The sequence below is a fragment of the Inquilinus limosus genome (assembly GCF_051487185.1).
GTDB classification, from domain to species: domain Bacteria; phylum Pseudomonadota; class Alphaproteobacteria; order DSM-16000; family Inquilinaceae; genus Inquilinus; species Inquilinus limosus_F.
Window position 1 is genome coordinate 201,910 of sequence record NZ_JAHVDK010000007.1, and the last position, 15,915, is coordinate 217,824.

Genomic DNA, 15,915 nt, shown 5'->3' on the forward strand with positions numbered 1-15,915 from the left:
GCGGCACCCTCGGCAAGGAGTTACGGCGGTGAAACACGTCAAGGGGCCCTCCCAGAGCACGTCACGGTCGTTGACTGCCTGCCGTCGCAGAGTGGGCCGGATGTCATTCAGCCCGATGTTCCGCCATCAGCAGGCGATCGGAGAAGAGTGCGGCGGGCGCAGAGCCTCAGCGCGCATCCGCTGAAGCGCGTCATCGCTTGGAGCCACAAGCACCAGCCTGGCTATACGCCCCTTTTTCGATCCGCTACGTTGACCAGAATTTAATCCCGCGCTGTTATGACCATCCAATTTGAGATTCGCATTCAAACGCCAAGCACATGGAGCGTCTGCTGAGAAGCCCTAATCGATCCCGCAGTTTGGCGGACGCACTCTTCAAGCTGTCGCTGCATCCGAATCGTACATTCCGCCCGCATTCAGCCCCGCCGGCTCGGGCCGCGCTGACCTTGCCGTTGGTGGCGGAGAGCAGCGAAGCGTTTCTGCATCGCCTCGGCAAAGCTCTGAGCGATCGCAGAACACGAATCTATATCGATACGTCATTCCTCATGTGGATGACGACAATTGGCGCCCCAGCGCGCCAGGAATTGATCGCGTGGCTCTCCACGCTTTGCGGCAATCGCCTGCGTGTGCCGGTCTGGGCGGCACACGAGTACTACCGCCATCACACCGAGGGCACGCTGGTCAACGACCTACGGAGACAGCTCGACAGTCTTGAGGTCGCAGTCGCTACAACATATGCGCAGATATGGCCATTGCTGGACGAGCCTCTCGGCCGGGCGGCCAGCGCGCGCACACAACAAACGGATGTGCGTGACGCACTCCGCGCAGTGGCCGGCGTAACGGCGCTGGCACGCAGTTGGTTTGATGAGTACGGTCGCCATGCTCGAGACGTGATCGGCTTCATCAATGCGCACGCGCTGGAGGACAGCGATGTCCCTGGCTACTTCGAGACATTAGAGGCCGTGGCGGACGCACGCTTCACTGGCCGCGTTCCACCTGGATTCAAGGATCGTCGCAAGAAGGAAAGAAACGGAAGGGAACCAGACGATAGCGAGACTTTGGTTGGCAGCAACCGCTGGGGCGATCTCGTCTTCTGGCGTGAGATCGTCGATGACGCCCGCCGTCGCCGCGCCCATGCCGTGGTGGTTCTAACCCGAGATGGCAAAAATGACTGGCGAATGGCGGGTGATCTGCCGAGCACCGCGGAGGACGGCGGCTTGGCAAAGGGAACCCAGCCCACCCATCCATATCTCACCTTCGAAGCCGCATTAAACGCGGGCGTCGGCGAGGTGCTGATTTTGGACCATCTCCGACTCGCCGCTCTAGCTTCGAAGATCGCCGAGTCGAGAACAGAGAGCTTTAGATTTGTTGCGTCTTCTCCAACCCTGCCAAGCCCAAAGACCCTGGCCGAGCGCCGTGAGGAGGAGATCCAACGCGAGGCTGCGGCCCGGGAATCGGCTCGTCTGGCAGTCGCCTCTTCCATGGGAGTGCGATTTCTCGACCCAGAAAACCTCCGGGCGACACCCGCGACTCTCGGGCGAGCGCTGCTAGGCAGCCGTTCAGATAGGGAGATACCGGCGGAAGTAGTCGCCTTTGAGCAAGCGCTGACGCAGGCCGGAGGCAATCTGGACAACCTCCTGACAGAAGCAGCGGCCGCCCGGCTGGGTTGCAGTGGTTTGACTGCGGTTGCACGTCGTATGAGCGAACGCGCTGACGACGCCGGAACGAATGCCGCGCTGATCGTCGACCTCGCAGCCGACCTGCCGCGTTTGCCACTGAACACCGCAGCATCGCTGTACTTTGGGCTTCTCGTCGGTGCCTACCTCGAGCCCGAACGCAACGAGCCCCGTCCGGCGCCGCGCTCAGTAATCCTACAACAGCTGTTCGCGTTTCAGCCTCTGCAGTTCGCACGCGAACCGATCAGCGCACTGGTTCAGCGGCTCAAAAAGGCCGAACGCACGCCTCTTTACCTACCGGACCCGACCGCACCGCGGCTCGTTGTCGAGATGCATGCACACGGCGACAGGGAGCCGCCGACATTGCTTCGCTCGATTATCATCAAGGGACTGACTCTGTTGACACCCGCTCAGGGTGATCCAGAGATGCAACTTGCGGTCCGCTTCCGAGGTCAAACCGTCACCCCACAAGCGCTGCTGGAGCACCTCGCAGAGGTTTACGGTTTACCACTCGCTCAACTCGATATCGACGCCGACGTCGACGTAGCCTATGACCTCGAGCCGGTGCTGGGTTTCCGTGGTCCGCGCCACGTATGGCTCGATCCAACGGAGATTCGATCATGAGCCCCTCCCGTACTGTTCCCGTTAAGCCTTACTTCGGAGGCTTCGTCCTTGAGACATTGACAGTTGGAATGTACGGTGAGTCTCGAAATGCGATACGCGAATACGTACAGAATGCCTTCGACTCGATCCAGAGGTCTATCGAAGAACTAAATCTTCTACGCCCCGGCGATGGGCTCATTCGAATTATCTTCGACGAAGACTTAAATGGTCTTGCAATTCGGGATAATGGGGCAGGTCTTCCTGTAAGGATTGCCTCGGAAACGCTTACTTCTATCGGCGCCTCGCGGAAGGACTACACAACCGATGCGGGCTTTCGTGGAATTGGGCGGCTCGCCGGAATCGTATTCAGCGACACTGTTACCTTCACCACTAAATCAACAGGCGAAGCGGAGCAGACCCAGGTCGTTTTCGACGCCCGAGAAATGCGTAAGCTGATGGCTCCGGCCCGAGCTAGCGAGCTTACTGCTGAGGAGCTTTTGACTCGTTGCGTCAGTGTGACGATCAGCGAGGTCGATCCGGAGATTCCGTCTTTCTTTGAGGTCAAGCTCAAGGGCTTCAGCGAAGCGCCCGACGAATGCAGTCAACCCAAGTTGATGGAGCGTTTCCTCTCGCAGGTGGCGCCAGCGCCTTACGGTGATTCATTCAATCACCGAGAAGATATCCGAGAATTTGGGAAGAAGGTCGGCATCTCTATCGAAGAAGTTGACCTCGTCATTGAGCAGGTTGGTGAACCGGATTTGCCAATCTTTAAACCATTCACAAACAAATATGAGGTGCAGGACGCTCCCGACCTTGTGCCCCTTTCGGAGATTGAATTCTTCGAGGGAGAATCTCGCCGATGGTGGGCGTGGCTCGGGAAGAAATCAACACCCGGCTCATACATTGACTCTGCTGTTCGCGGCATACGCATGCGCGCAAAGAATATTCAGATCGATGGCGAGGACGTTGTCCGCGAGATCTTTCAGAAACTCGCCAAGTCGAATGCACGCTATCAAGACTGGTTCGTTGGAGAAATATTCGTCGATCTTAAGGCAGTGACACCGAATGCACGGCGAGACGGCTTTGAGGACACTGCCGCTTGGCGGCAAATTCGAACAGACATTTCCAAGAAAGTCTGTGCCGAGGCCGGTCGTTCCGCACAAAGTGTGTCGAATCAGGGACAGCTCACGCTTCAAAAACTGAGCGACCGCACGGAACGGTTCAACGAGGAACTTGAATCGCTTCGTCGCAACAATTTTCGCAATACGGACAAGACGCTGACACTGTCGGCCGATGTGACCAAGCTGCAGAAGGAGGTCGCCCGCGCATCGCGCAACGCCGATCCCGAGGCCCAAGCCGCGTTGCAACATCTATCGTTTCAGCTGGTGGACATGAAGACCGAAGCTGTCTCACGCGTAGCGGCCGCGACACCCAGCATTGATCGCGAAAGCGTCGAGCAGGAGGCGCGTCAGGAGCTGTTGGCTGAACTCATGTCACTCTTTGAAGACCGTCTTCCGGCCCCCTGCCTGGCGGCGGTGCGGAACCTAATACGTGAACAATATGACTGGCCGCTTGCCGCCGGGCGCTCATCCGATTGAGCATGCTGTGGCTAGCCGTCGTGCTTGTAGTGGGTCTCGTATACCATTGTCTCGCCTTTGTGACGGTCGCTGGCGAGCTCAGGGGCAGCGACAGCGCGCTTCCTAAAGCATTAACCGAGTCGCAGCCGTGGAGCCGAACATCTTTGCGACGGCCAGCAATCTCATGACCCGAGCGCGACGAAGGCGGATGGCGGTATTCCGCAGATCGCTGACGGATTTCAGGCCTGGGAAGAAGCCGGGGCCGCTCTGCAACCCCGGCCAGGTGGTGCTATTCAGCAGCGTCCGCATATCGCCCGCCTCGGGCCGTATCGACGCTCGTGCCTGGCTCCGCGCCTGACGTCAGGAGCAGCGCCGGCAACCAGCCGGTTCCGGCCAGAAGCGCCTCCGCGGCCTCTGCCATCTCGTGCTTCTTCATGCCCGCCATCCGCTCCACCGCCTCATCCGAAACGCCCTCGCGCACGGCGGCGAGGATGTGCGCCTTCGTAACCCGCCCGAAGTAGCTCCGCGCCGTCGGCTACCAATACGTCGTCATGTCGAGGCTGAGTGCCTGGGTCAGCGCATCCGCCATCGCCAGCGCCTTCGGTCGCGGATCCCAGGGGATCCTCACCGCGAAGACGGTCAGCGCCGCACAATGGGCAAGCAGGGCCATCCGGCTGTCATGGTCGAGGCCGACGACGAACTTCCACAGATCGGCCACATCCGCTGGCATCTGCGTGGCCCAAGAGGCATGGCGCTCTCCAAGCTTCTGTGCCGCCGCCGTGTCGGCAATGCCATCCGCATGCCCGCCCAGGAAGGCCGAATTCGGGCGGATGTCGAGGCAGGAGCCGTCGTCCTCGCCCCGGAAGAAGGTCCGTGCGGCCAGGGCGTGCGTGACTGCGAGCAGCGCCACGTCCGGGCTCTCGCCGAGCGCGATCCGCAGCCCCAGCGTCCGATGGGCCATGAGGTCGCGGACCAGAGTGTCCGACAACGGCTTGTCGGCGTCGCGGTCGCCCTCATCCTCGTCCGTGACAGTCTCCCCGTCCGTCTCGCCTGTGTCCGCATCCTCCGCGGCGGGGTCTGCGCTCTCCGCCTCCGGCTCGTCCTCCGGCTGGACGAAGCCCCGCTCGATCCGGGCGGCGCCGTCATGGCCGAGCACCACATAGACCCCGCTGCGGGCGATCAGGTCCGGGTCATAGGCATGCCGCTGTGCCGACAGCCGCTCGATTTCGGCATTCAGCGCATCCAGACGGGCGGCGACCTCCTCCGGCAGATCATCGATCCCGCCATACTGCTGGGCCAACTCGTCCCACTCTGCCGAGAGCACATCGAGCCTCGCCTGATCTTCGGGCGTGAGTTCCACTGGCTGCGGATAGGCCCGGCTGAGGCCGTGGGCATAGGGGTAGTCGATGTAGACCTCCACCCATTTCCAGCCCTCGGCCCGAACCTCCTCCGCCACCTGCTCCAGCTTCTCCAGCACCAGCTGGTCGAGCAGGCCAGCATCCTCGAACCAACCGCCGCCGTCCTCGGTGAACAGGTCGCGGACAATGATTCCACCTGCCGCCTCATAGGCGGCAGCGCCAACGAACACGGCCCGGCGGTCGCGGGCCGAGACATGCCCCTCGGTCAGCATCCGCCGGATGTAAGCGGGCTCCCGGTTCCAGGACAGCCGGGCGAAGGCGTCCTCCTGGCGGGCGTGGTCCTCGGTGACGGCGAAAGCCATCAACTGCTCCAGCGTCAACCCGCCGTCGCGATAGACCTGCATCAGCTTCGGGCTGACGGCGCCGAGCCGCAGCCGCTGCCGCACCGCCTGCGGCGTCACGCCGAAGCGGGCCGCGATCTCCTCCGCCCCGAGACCGCGCTCGTCCGCGAGACGCTTGAAGGCCTCGAACTGGTCGGCCGGATGCAGGTTCTCGCGCACCACGTTCTCGGCCAGGGACAGTTCCTCGCCCTTCCCCTCGACAATAACACAGGGGACGGGCGCGGATTTCGGGGCCTGCTTGCGCTTGGCCAGCAGCTTGAGCGCGGCGAGGCGCCGGCCGCCGCCGATCACCTCGTATTTGCCGGTCTCGGCCCCCTCCCCGTCCAGCACCGGCCGGACCGACAGGCTCTGCAGCAGGCCGTGCGCAGCGATGCTCGCCGCCAGTTCCTCGATCCCACTCTCCCGTGCCATTCGGCGGACGTTCTGTGCCGAGGGCACGAGCTTCGACAGCGGGATGTCGCGAATGATTGTCGTCATGGTCGCTCTCCTTTGACAAGGCCACCGCGCCTTTCCCCGACACAGCGGGGTGGGCGGCGGAGAGCGGCCGGCAGGCCCGCCGAGGGAGGCGGTCCGCACCTGGTCGGGGTGGTCGCGGCGGTGCGCAGGATGAGCGGCAGGGCCGGAACGGAGTGGAGGACGCGCGCAGCACGTTGCGGACCGGCGCGGCGGGCCTACAGGCAAGCGACGCCCACCCCGCTCCGTCGGGGATAGATTCGAGCGGGACGGTGCGCACAGCGACTACGGTGGTGGCTGTGCCGTCCCGCTCGCCGCATTACCTGAGATCCGGAACTGCAGACATAAAAGAAGCGCCCTGCCCGAAGGCAGGGCGCGGAAAGGCGCATCAGGCCCGGATGATCCCGAGGCGTTGTGCCTCTTCGGCGTATCGGCTCAGCGGCCGGTCAGCCCGGAAGAAGCGGTCGCGCTCGACCGGAAGCCCGAGCCGGCCGCGAACGGCGGTGATCTCAGACAGCCGCACCGAGCCAAGTTCGGGAAAGCCCAGGCCGAGGTCGCAAAGGCCGAAACCGAGGTCCGGATCGGCCGGGTCGAGCTCGGTGAGAAGCCAAGTCGCGCCGGCGTCTGGGGTGAAGAGCTTGACGACGGGATAGGGATCGATCGTCTCACCGGCCGCGGTGCGGGTGCCATTGGCGAGGAGCTCGGCCCGCTGCGCGTCGGTAATGAGGGGATGGGACATGGTTGCCTCCGTTGCGATCGCCCTCCGATCGAGGGCGAGGAGGCGAAGGGCCGGCGCCATCAGGCCGCGGCGTCAGGCCCAACACGGTCCGGTGCGGGCCGGGCTTGACGCCGCGGCGGCGCCAGCCAGCGTCAGGAGCCCACGACCGGGCGATCGCGGCGGAGGCAAACGGACTGGCCGCTCTGACGACGGCTCGCATGGCATCGCCCGAGTCGGCCTCAACCGCGGATCATCCAATCGCAGCGTTGGCGACCCACCTGCTTCAGGTCGCCATGAGAATCGTGGTGACCAAGTGTTGACCAACACCGAACGGCACGAGGCGGCCTCGGATCCGCAATCTGCCAAGCCACTGATTTTCCTGGGAGAAACTGGAGCGGGCGAAGGGATTCGAACCCTCGACCCCAACCTTGGCAAGGTTGTGCTCTACCCCTGAGCTACGCCCGCTCTGGCGTCGTCGGCGCCGGAGCGCCGTCGAGGTCGCGGGTTATATCCGATGCCGCGGGATTTGCAAGCATCTAAATGCGGAAATTTTTTCGGCCCCGGGACGGCGCGGCGAAACGCCGGGCGGGGCCGGGCTTGGAAGCCCGGCTGCAGGCTCGTATAACACCGGGCCATGACTGCGCCCGACAGCACCATCGCCGAATCATCCGCGCCCGCCACCGCCGCCCGGCCGTGTGCCACGCCGGAGGACCTGTTCGCGCGGCTGCGCTCGCTCAGCGTCCCGGTCACGACGCATGAGCACGAGGCCGTGTTCACGGTCGAGGAATCGCGCCACCTGCGCGGCCTCCTGCCCGGCTGGCACTCCAAGAACCTGTTCCTGCGCAACAAGAAGGGGCAGGAATGGTTGGTGGTCAGCGAGGAGGAGCGGCGCATCGACCTGAGGGCGCTGGGCGACCTCCTGGGCTCCGGCCGGCTGTCCTTCGGGTCGCCCGACCGGCTGATGGAGGCGCTCGGCATCACCCCCGGCTCGGTCACGCCCTTCGCCCTGATCAACGACACGGCGCGGCGCGTGACCGTGGTGCTGGACGCCGACATGATGCGGCACGGCACCCTGCACTTCCACCCGCTGGTCAACACCATGACCACGGCGATCGAGCCTGCCGGCCTTCTGGCCTTCATTGCCGGCTGCGGCCACGAACCCCATATCGTCGATCTCGACCCCGTCACCCTGCCGGCGGAGCCGGCCACCGTCACGCCACCGGCGGAGGCCGCGCCTGACGGCGGCTGACGCTGCCGCTTGCCGCCGCCGGCCTCCGGTACAGATCAATACCAGACCTGGGACAACGCCATGGACGCCCTTCTCAACGCCGCCGCCGGCGGCGCCGCACCGGTGATCAAGGACAGCAGCACCGCCGGCTTCCGCGCCGATGTGATCGAGGCCTCGATGGAGGTGCCGGTCATCGTCGACTTCTGGGCCACCTGGTGCGGGCCCTGCAAGACGCTGGGGCCGATCCTGGAGAAGCAGGTCCAGGCCGCAAAGGGCAAGGTCCGGCTGGTCAAGATTGACATCGACCAGAACCAGGCCCTGGCGGCGCAGCTGCGCATCCAGTCGGTGCCGACGGTCTATGCCTTCTACCAGGGCCGGCCGGTCGACGGCTTCATGGGCGCGGTGCCGGAAAGCCAGGTCAAGAGCTTCATCGACAAGCTGGTGCAGCTGGCGGGCCATGACGCCCACGATCATGTCGACCAGTTGCTGGCCGAGGCCAAGAGCGTGCTCGACGCCGGTAACGTCGAGGAGGCGGCCGGCATCTATCAGCATGTTCTGGCACATGCCCCCGACAGCGCCCCCGCCGCGGCCGGCCTGGCCCGCTGCTTGATCGCGCTGGGCGAGACCGAGCAGGCCAAGCAGTTCCTGGACAGCCTAAGCCCCGACCTGGCCCGCCATGCCGACGTTCTGGCGGCGAAGAGCGCGCTGGAGCTGGCCGAGCAGAGCGCTGCCGCCATCGCCGGCCTGGCCGGGCTGCGCCAGCGTCTGGAGGCCAACCCGAACGACCACGAGGCCCGCTTCGAGCTGTCCACCGCCCTCTATGGCGCCGGCCAGCGCGAGGCGGCGGTGGACGAGCTGCTGGAGCTGTTCCGCCGCGACCGCGAATGGAACGAGCAGGCGGCGCGCAGGCAGCTCGTGAAGCTGTTCGAGGCCATGGGCCCGACCGACCCCTTGACCCTCTCCGGCCGGCGTCGGTTGTCCTCGCTCCTGTTTTCATGACGCGGATCAAGACATGAAGAGGGGGCCGCGCGCGCCCAGCTTCCAGGATCTCGGCACCGACCTGCCGGTCTTTCCCCTGCCCGGGGTCCTGCTGCTGCCGCGCGGCCTTCTGCCCCTCAACATCTTCGAGCCGCGCTATCTCTCCATGGTCGAGGACGCGCTGGCCGGCAACCGCCTGATCGGCATGATCCAGCCACGCCCCGGCCACTGGGGCGCGGCGCCGCCGCCGCTCTACGCCGTCGGCTGCGCCGGGCGGATCACCAGCTTCGACGAGACCGATGACGGCCGCTACCTGATCACCCTGACCGGGCTGTGCCGGTTCCGGGTGGAGGAGGAGTTGGAGGAGCAGCGCGGCTATCGCCGGGTGCGGCCGGGCTGGGCCGGCTTCGCCGCCGACATGGCCCAGCCGGCCCCGGCCCCGATCGACCGCGCCGGGCTGGACCGGGCGCTGGCCGACTATTTCCGCATCGCCGGCCTGTCCGCCGACTGGGAGGCGATCGGCCAGACGCCGGATGAGCGCCTGGTCACCTCCCTCGCCATGATCTGTCCGTTCGAGCCGCAGGAGAAGCAGGCGCTGCTCGAGGCGAAGGATCTCTGCGAGCGCACCGAAGTCATGCTATCGATCATCCGGATGGCGATCCATGGCGGCCATGCCGGCCGCGTGCGCCACTGACGGACCTGTTCCCGGAACCCGTGCCATGAACGAGACCCCCGAGGCCACCGGCCCCTCCACCCCCAGCAGCCCGACGGCCGTCGATCCGCGCCTCCTCGAGATGCTGGTCTGCCCGCTGACCAAGACGCCGCTGCGCTACGACGCCAAGGCGCAGGAGCTGATCTCGGACCAGGCGCGGCTGGCCTATCCGATCCGCGACGGCATCCCGATCATGCTGGTCGACGAGGCCCGGCCGCTCGACCCCGACGCGCGGCGCTAACGCGATGAGCAACATGGGCAGCCCGCCTTTGACCGGCAGCGCCGCCCGGCCGGTCGAGATCCGGCTGAAGCGGGCCGAGCGCGTGCTGGAGCTGCGCTTCGACGACGGGCTGCACGTCACCCTGTCGGCCGAGCTGTTGCGGGTCGAGAGCCCGTCGGCCGAGGTGCAGGGCCACGGCCCGTCGCAGAAGACCATCGTCGCCGGCAAGCGCAATGTCGCGATCACCACGGTCGAGCCGGTCGGCCACTACGCGGTGCGCCTGGTGTTCGATGACGGCCACGACACCGGCATCTACTCCTGGACCTATCTGCACGAGCTCGCCACCCGCCAGGACGAGCTGTGGCGCGCCTATCTCGCCGCGCTGGAGGCGCGGGGGCTGTCGCGTGGGTGACCTGCCCGCCGCGACGGCCGCCGCCCTGGCCGGTGTACGCCGCTGGCTGGGCAACCAGGCGCTGATGGCCGGGCCGGTGTCGGATGTCGCCGAAGGCTTCGCCGACCGGCTGCTCGCGGCCGGCATGCCGCTGTGGCGGGCCTATCTTTCGGCCACCACGCTGCACCCGCAGATGGAGGCGTTCGGCCTGATCTGGACCCGCCAGGGCGGCCGGCAGAGCGAGGAGTACGGCCACGGCTCCTGGGGCAAGATCGCGAGCCCCAGCCCGATCTATGAGGCGGTCATCGCCGCGCAGAAGGCTGCCTGCGATCCCGCCGCCGCCCGGGCCGAGACCGTCGTGCGGCTGACCCGCTACCGGCTGGAGCAGGGCGAAGGGGTGGACCGCTTCCCGGTCCTGGCCGAGTTCCGCGCCGCCGGCGCCACCGACTATCTCTGCTTCGTCCTGCCCTTCGCCTTCGACGGTGCGCTGCACCCGCTGCGCACCGGGGCTGCGGTATCGTTGGCCACCGACCGGCCCGGCGGCTTCACCGCGGCGGAGGTGCGGGCGATCGACGAGTTGATGCCCGCCTTCGGGGCCGCCATCCGGATCAGCATCGACCTCGCCGCCTTCCGCACCGTGCTGGGCACCTATCTCGGCCGCGATGTCGGCCGCCGGGTGCTGCACGGCGAGATCCGCCGCGGTTCGGTCGAGACCATCTCGGCCGCGATCCTGGTCGGCGACCTGCGCGGCTTCACCGCCCTGGCCGATGCCTTGCCGCAGGACCAACTGGTCACGATGCTCGACGACTATCTCGACGCGCTGGCGACGCCGGTCGAGGAGCGCGGCGGACAGGTGCTGAAGTTCATGGGCGACGGCCTCTTGGCCACCTTCGCCTTCGCCGAGGATGATCCGGCCGAGACCTGCGGCCGGGCCCTGGACGCCGCCACCGAAGCGCTGGACCGGATCGCCGCGATCAACGATCGCCGGGCCGCCGAGGGCGCGCCGGTGATGACGCTGGATGTGGCGCTGCATGTCGGCGACGTGCTGTACGGCAATGTCGGGTCCGGCCGGCGCCTGGACTTCACCATCATCGGCCCGGCGGTGAACGAGGCCGCCCGGCTCGAGCATCTGTGCGGCGCGCTGGACGTGCCGATGGTGGTCAGCCGCCGCTTCGTCGAGGCGCTGGCGGCGCCGGAGCGCTTCCGCTGCCTCGGCCCCCAGACCCTGCGCGGCGTGCGGAGCCCGGTTGAGGTGTTCACACCGGCCTAAGTCTCTGTCCGATAGGCCGGGACCGCCCCCTCACCCGAAATCGCTGACGCGATTTCGACCTCTCCCCAGGGGAGAGGTGATAAGACGCGCCGCTCCAGAATCCCTCTCCTCGGGGAGAGGGAGGGGCCCATTCGCGTCAGCGAATGGGAGGGTGAGGGGGTAGCTCGGACAGCTTCTTTGGAACGACAGTGCTCGACGTTGGATCACTCCGCCCACAGCCGCGACAGGTCGAAGCCGTGCACGTCGCGGCACAGGGCGACGAAGGCGGCGGCCTGGTGGTCGACCACTTTGCGTCCCTTCTCCGCCGAGGCATTGGCGGCGTTGCCGACCGCGCCGCCGGGGTTGAGGTCCTGCGCCATCCAGCCGAACTGCGACACGCCATGCGCCCGCAGATGCGCGAAGTCCCGGATGAAGTCGAGCTGGGTCGATCGGAAATCCTGCGCCAGCTCCATCCGCACCAGGTCGGGGCGCAGATGCAGCATCACCGAGGTCTCCATGTCGCCGCCATGGATGCCGTAGGTCGACTCCTCCGGCGGGAACAGCCCCTCCGGGTTGCCGAAGCGCGACCAGGCCGAATGCACCGCCAGCATGCCGTGCCGGACCCGCAGCTCGCGCGCCACCACGTCGAGGATCGGCACGTTGCCGCCATGGGAGTTGATCAGGATCAGCTTGCGTACGCCGGCCCGCCGCACGCTCTCGCCGATTTCGATCAGGTATCGCGTCAGCGTCTCCCAGGACAGCGTCAGGGTGCCGGGCGAGGCGATATGCTCGTTCGACTTGCCGACCGCCTGGATCGGCAGGAAGGTCGCCGGCAGGTCTTCCGGCAGCAGCTCCAGCACCCGCTGCACCATGCCTTCGGCGATGCAGGTATCGGTGTAGACCGGCAGATGCGGCCCGTGCTGCTCGATGGCGCAGACCGGCTGCACCGCGATCCAGCCTTCCGCCCCGCCGTCGCGGAAGTCGAGCGTCGTCATCTCGTGCCAGTGGCGCTTCGGCAGCATGGGCTGGGTCCTTTCAGGCGGCGGGGCCGGCGGCGACGACTTCCACCTCGACCAGGAATTCCGACCGGGAGAAGCCGGAGACGATCATCAGGGTGGAGGCCGGGGGCGGGTCGGCGACGTAGCGGTCGCGCACCGCCATGTAGCCTTTCAGATGCTCCCGCCCGGTGACGAAGGCGTTGATGCGGATGATGTGGGACAGGTCCAGCCCGGCCTCCGCCAGGATCGCGCGGATGTTCTCGAAGCACAGCTCGGTCTGGCCTTCGACCGTCGGCGGCACCGCCTCGTCCGGGCCGATGCCGAGCTGGCCGGAGCAGAACACCAGACGGCTGCCCGCCGGCACCTCGACGGCGTGGCTGTAGCGGGCGAAGGGCGGCCGGAGTCCGGCGGGGGTGATGGCGCGCGACAAGGGGTCCGTCTCCCGCAAAGGCCAAGGAACCGTAGGGCCGACGGCTGGTCGGGCGCAAGGTTGCCGCGTGCCGGAAATCTCAGCTAGGCTGCCCATCGGTTGGGCACCCGATGGGCGGCGCCAGCCGCGGCCGCGGCAGTTCCTGGAACCAGGGGCAGATGGCATGGCCGTTGCATCCTATCGTCTTCGGCGCTGCGGCAGAAAAACGACAATGGGATCGGCTTCATGCAACTCTTCGGACGGGTCCTCGGTCTCGCCCTCGGCCTGACGGCGGGGCTGGCGGCCGGCGCGGCCTTCGCGCTCGATAAGATCAGCTTCGGCACCAACTGGCTGGCCCAGGCCGAGCACGGCGGCTACTACCAGGCGGTGGCGGACGGCACCTACGCCAAGTTCGGCCTGGACGTCAGCATCGTCATGGGCGGGCCGCAGGCGGCGAACCGGGCGCGGCTGATCGCCGGCCAGATCGACTTCTTCATGGGCGGCACGCTGGACGCCTTCGATTCGGTCAAGGAAGGGGTGCCGGTGACCAACATCGGCGCCATCTTCCAGAAGGACCCGCAGATCCTGATGGCCCATCCCGACCAGGGGATCGAGACCATCGGCGACTTCGCGAAGCTGGACACGCTGTTCCTGTCCGGCGAGGGCTACGACACCTATTTCCGCTGGCTGAAATCCGCCTATCCCGGTTTCCGGGACGAGCAGTACAAGCCCTACACCTTCAACCCCGCCCCCTTCATCGCCGACCCGAAATCGGGCCAGCAGGGCTATCTGACCTCGGAGCCGCGGGACATCGAGCAACAGGCCGGCTGGAAGCCCAAGGTCTTCCTGCTCGCCGACAACGGCTACGAGGCCTATGCCAACACCATCGCCGTGCAGCAGTCGCTGATCGATCAGAACCCGGAGCTGGTGCAGCGCTTCGTCGATGCCTCGATCATCGGCTGGTACAATTATCTCTACGGCGACCACGCCGCGGCCAATGCCCTGATCAAGAAGGACAATCCGGAGATGACGGACGAGCAGCTGGCCTATGGGCTGGAGCAGCTCAAGACCCAGCACATCGTCATCGCCGGCGACGCCGAGACCCAGGGCATCGGCTGCCAGAGCGCGGAGCGCTACCAGCGCTTCTACGACAGCATGGTAAAGGCCGGGGTGCTGGACGCCGGGCTGGAGGTGAGCAAGGCCTTCACCAACCGCTTCGTCTGCAAGGGTGTCGGCCTCGACCTCTACAAGAAGCTGGCCGGCGGCTGAGGTGGACACGGCCGGCTTGACCGCGCCCGGGGACAGCGCCGCCGGCGGCCGGGTGCTGGTGTCGCTGGACGGCGTGTCGAAGCGCTTCGCCAACGGCACCCTCGCCCTCTCCGCCATGACCCTCGACATCCGCGAGGGCGAGTTCGTCAGCCTGCTCGGCCCCTCGGGCTGCGGCAAGTCGACCGCCCTCAGGCTGATCGCCCGGCTCGGCGCCCCTTCCGCCGGCGCCATCCGCTGGCCGAACGGCGGCGCCCGCGGCGCGCCGGAGGGCGAGGTCGGCTTCGTCTTCCAGGAGCCGACGCTGATGCCCTGGGCCACGGTGTTCAAGAATGTCTGGCTGCCGCTGCGGTTGAAGGGCCTGTCGCGGGCGGCGGCGCGCGACCGGGTGATGGAGGCGCTGGCGATGGTCGGGCTCGACCGCTTCGCCGACGCCTATCCGCGCGAGCTGTCGGGCGGCATGAAGATGCGGGTGTCGATCGCCCGCGCCCTGGTCACCCGGCCGAAGCTGCTGCTGATGGACGAGCCCTTCGCGGCGCTGGACGAGATCACCCGGATCAAGCTGAACGACGACCTGCTGCGGCTGTGGCAGGGCCAGAACTGGACCATCGTCTTCGTCACCCATTCGGTGTTCGAGTCGGTCTATCTCTCGACCCGGATCGTGGTGATGGCGGCGCGGCCGGGCCGGGTGATCGAGGAGGTGGCGGTCGACGCGCCCTACCCCCGCGGCAACGAATACCGGATGTCCACGCCCTATAACGAGCGCTGCCGCACCGTGTCGGACGCGCTGATGCGGGCGATCATGGTGGCGGCGGAGCAGCGATGACTCAGATCGAAATCCAGGCCGAGGACGAGGCCGCGATCGCCGAGGCCCGGCGGGCGGATCCCGGGCGCCTCCGGGAAATGGCGGCGCGGATCGCGGTGCCGGTGGTCGCCTTCGCCGCCTTCGTCGCGCTGTGGCAGTGGTACGTTACGGCCTATCAGGTGCCGCGCTACATCCTGCCGGCGCCGACCGAGGTGGCCGCGACCATGGTCAGCGACTGGCCGATCCTGTCCGCGGCGCTGGCGGTGACGCTGACCATCACCTTCGCCGCGCTGGCCGCGGCGCTGGTCGGCGGCGTGGCGCTGGCCATCCTGTTCATCCAGTCGCGCTGGCTGGAGCTGGCCTTCTACCCCTACGCCGTGGTGCTGCAGGTGACCCCGATCGTGGCGATCGCGCCGCTGATCATCATCTACGCGCCCTCGACCGAATCGGTGCTGCTGATCTGCGCCTTCATCGTCGCTTTCTTCCCGATCCTGTCGAACACCACCCAAGGGCTGAAGAGCACCGACCACAACCTCCTGAACCTGTTCGAGCTGTACGGCGCCTCGCGCTGGCAGTCCCTGCTGCATCTGCGCATCCCGGCCGCCCTGCCCTATTTCGCCACCGGGCTGCGCATCGGCGGCGGCCTGGCGCTGATCGGGTCGGTGGTGGCGGAGTTCGCGGCCGGCTCGGCCGGGGCGCAGTCGGGCCTGGCCTTCCGCATCCTCGAGGCCGGGCGGCGGCTGAACGTGCCGCGGCTGTTCGCGGCCCTGATCCTGATCACCCTGACCGGCCTCGCCATCTTCGCCCTGACCAGCCTGATGTCGCATCTGCTGCTGCGGCGCTGGCACGAAAGCGCGGTCCGGCGGGAGAACTGAT

Annotated in this window: 16 protein-coding genes and 1 tRNA gene; 11 read left to right on the top strand and 6 right to left on the bottom strand. The window is 66.8% G+C overall.

Annotated elements, in window-relative coordinates; translation table 11 throughout:
* The first annotated feature begins 317 nt into the window (after positions 1 to 317).
* Complete coding sequence (locus KXR53_RS10535) at positions 318 to 2,297, top strand: PIN-like domain-containing protein (RefSeq protein WP_437375084.1); 1,980 nt, start codon at positions 318 to 320, stop codon at positions 2,295 to 2,297.
* Positions 2,294 to 3,874, top strand: coding sequence for an ATP-binding protein (locus KXR53_RS10540; RefSeq protein ID WP_437375085.1), 1,581 nt, complete (start codon positions 2,294 to 2,296; stop codon positions 3,872 to 3,874). Before KXR53_RS10535 ends, KXR53_RS10540 begins: the two co-directional genes overlap by 4 nt.
* Positions 3,875 to 4,142: 268 nt before the next feature.
* Here the strand turns inward: KXR53_RS10540 and KXR53_RS10545 are convergent, their stop codons facing one another.
* The 4 genes from KXR53_RS10545 to KXR53_RS10560 all read right to left on the bottom strand — a co-directional run bounded on the left by KXR53_RS10545 (position 4,143) and on the right by KXR53_RS10560 (position 7,248).
* A complete protein-coding gene (locus KXR53_RS10545; protein WP_437375086.1) occupies positions 4,143 to 4,289 on the bottom strand; it encodes a hypothetical protein in 147 nt (48 codons plus the stop codon).
* Between the two features lie 99 nt (positions 4,290 to 4,388).
* Positions 4,389 to 6,089 carry a ParB/RepB/Spo0J family partition protein gene (locus KXR53_RS10550; RefSeq protein ID WP_437375087.1) on the bottom strand — a complete coding sequence of 567 codons (1,701 nt, stop codon included), beginning with the start codon at positions 6,087 to 6,089 and terminating at the stop codon, positions 4,389 to 4,391.
* A 364-nt stretch (positions 6,090 to 6,453) separates the two neighbouring features.
* The gene (locus KXR53_RS10555) at positions 6,454 to 6,864 is read right to left on the bottom strand and encodes a DUF2958 domain-containing protein (RefSeq protein ID WP_437375088.1); all 411 of its coding nucleotides are present in this window, start codon (positions 6,862 to 6,864) and stop codon (positions 6,454 to 6,456) included.
* A 309-nt stretch (positions 6,865 to 7,173) separates the two neighbouring features.
* A tRNA-Gly gene (locus tag KXR53_RS10560) sits at positions 7,174 to 7,248 on the bottom strand.
* Positions 7,249 to 7,417: 169 nt separating this feature from the next.
* On the opposite strand from KXR53_RS10560, the gene KXR53_RS10565 reads away from it, so the two are divergent.
* The 6 genes from KXR53_RS10565 to KXR53_RS10590 are packed head-to-tail and all read left to right on the top strand — an operon-like array spanning position 7,418 to position 11,582.
* Positions 7,418 to 8,032 carry a prolyl-tRNA synthetase associated domain-containing protein gene (locus KXR53_RS10565; protein ID WP_437375089.1) on the top strand — a complete coding sequence of 205 codons (615 nt, stop codon included), beginning with the start codon at positions 7,418 to 7,420 and terminating at the stop codon, positions 8,030 to 8,032.
* 60 nt (positions 8,033 to 8,092) lie between these two features.
* Positions 8,093 to 9,010 (top strand): thioredoxin, encoded by a 918-nt coding sequence (trxA, locus tag KXR53_RS10570; protein WP_437375090.1) that lies wholly within the window; start codon positions 8,093 to 8,095, stop codon positions 9,008 to 9,010.
* Between the two features lie 13 nt (positions 9,011 to 9,023).
* On the top strand, positions 9,024 to 9,683 hold the full coding sequence (locus KXR53_RS10575; RefSeq protein ID WP_437375091.1) for an LON peptidase substrate-binding domain-containing protein: 660 nt from the start codon (positions 9,024 to 9,026) through the stop codon (positions 9,681 to 9,683).
* Positions 9,684 to 9,708: 25 nt separating this feature from the next.
* Positions 9,709 to 9,942, top strand: coding sequence for a Trm112 family protein (locus tag KXR53_RS10580; protein WP_437375092.1), 234 nt, complete (start codon positions 9,709 to 9,711; stop codon positions 9,940 to 9,942).
* 4 nt (positions 9,943 to 9,946) lie between these two features.
* A complete protein-coding gene (locus tag KXR53_RS10585; RefSeq protein WP_437375093.1) occupies positions 9,947 to 10,333 on the top strand; it encodes a gamma-butyrobetaine hydroxylase-like domain-containing protein in 387 nt (128 codons plus the stop codon).
* Positions 10,326 to 11,582, top strand: a complete 1,257-nt coding sequence (locus KXR53_RS10590) for an adenylate/guanylate cyclase domain-containing protein (protein ID WP_437375094.1) — start codon at positions 10,326 to 10,328, stop codon at positions 11,580 to 11,582. The genes KXR53_RS10585 and KXR53_RS10590 overlap by 8 nt, the downstream gene beginning before the upstream one ends.
* Before the next feature lie 203 nt (positions 11,583 to 11,785).
* Here KXR53_RS10590 and KXR53_RS10595 read toward each other — a convergent pair whose 3' ends face one another.
* Both KXR53_RS10595 and KXR53_RS10600 read right to left on the bottom strand, forming a co-directional pair.
* Entirely contained in the window at positions 11,786 to 12,583 is a 798-nt protein-coding gene (locus tag KXR53_RS10595; RefSeq protein ID WP_437375095.1) for a creatininase family protein, read from the bottom strand.
* Positions 12,584 to 12,596: 13 nt separating this feature from the next.
* On the bottom strand, positions 12,597 to 12,989 hold the full coding sequence (locus KXR53_RS10600; RefSeq protein WP_437375096.1) for a RidA family protein: 393 nt from the start codon (positions 12,987 to 12,989) through the stop codon (positions 12,597 to 12,599).
* Between the two features lie 225 nt (positions 12,990 to 13,214).
* On the opposite strand from KXR53_RS10600, the gene KXR53_RS10605 reads away from it, so the two are divergent.
* The 3 genes from KXR53_RS10605 to KXR53_RS10615 are packed head-to-tail and all read left to right on the top strand — an operon-like array spanning position 13,215 to position 15,914.
* Positions 13,215 to 14,237 carry an ABC transporter substrate-binding protein gene (locus KXR53_RS10605; RefSeq protein WP_437375097.1) on the top strand — a complete coding sequence of 341 codons (1,023 nt, stop codon included), beginning with the start codon at positions 13,215 to 13,217 and terminating at the stop codon, positions 14,235 to 14,237.
* 16 nt (positions 14,238 to 14,253) lie between these two features.
* Positions 14,254 to 15,060, top strand: coding sequence for an ABC transporter ATP-binding protein (locus tag KXR53_RS10610; RefSeq protein WP_437375098.1), 807 nt, complete (start codon positions 14,254 to 14,256; stop codon positions 15,058 to 15,060).
* Positions 15,057 to 15,914, top strand: a complete 858-nt coding sequence (locus KXR53_RS10615) for an ABC transporter permease (RefSeq protein WP_437375099.1) — start codon at positions 15,057 to 15,059, stop codon at positions 15,912 to 15,914. The genes KXR53_RS10610 and KXR53_RS10615 overlap by 4 nt, the downstream gene beginning before the upstream one ends.
* The last annotated feature ends 1 nt before the right edge of the window (position 15,915 follow it).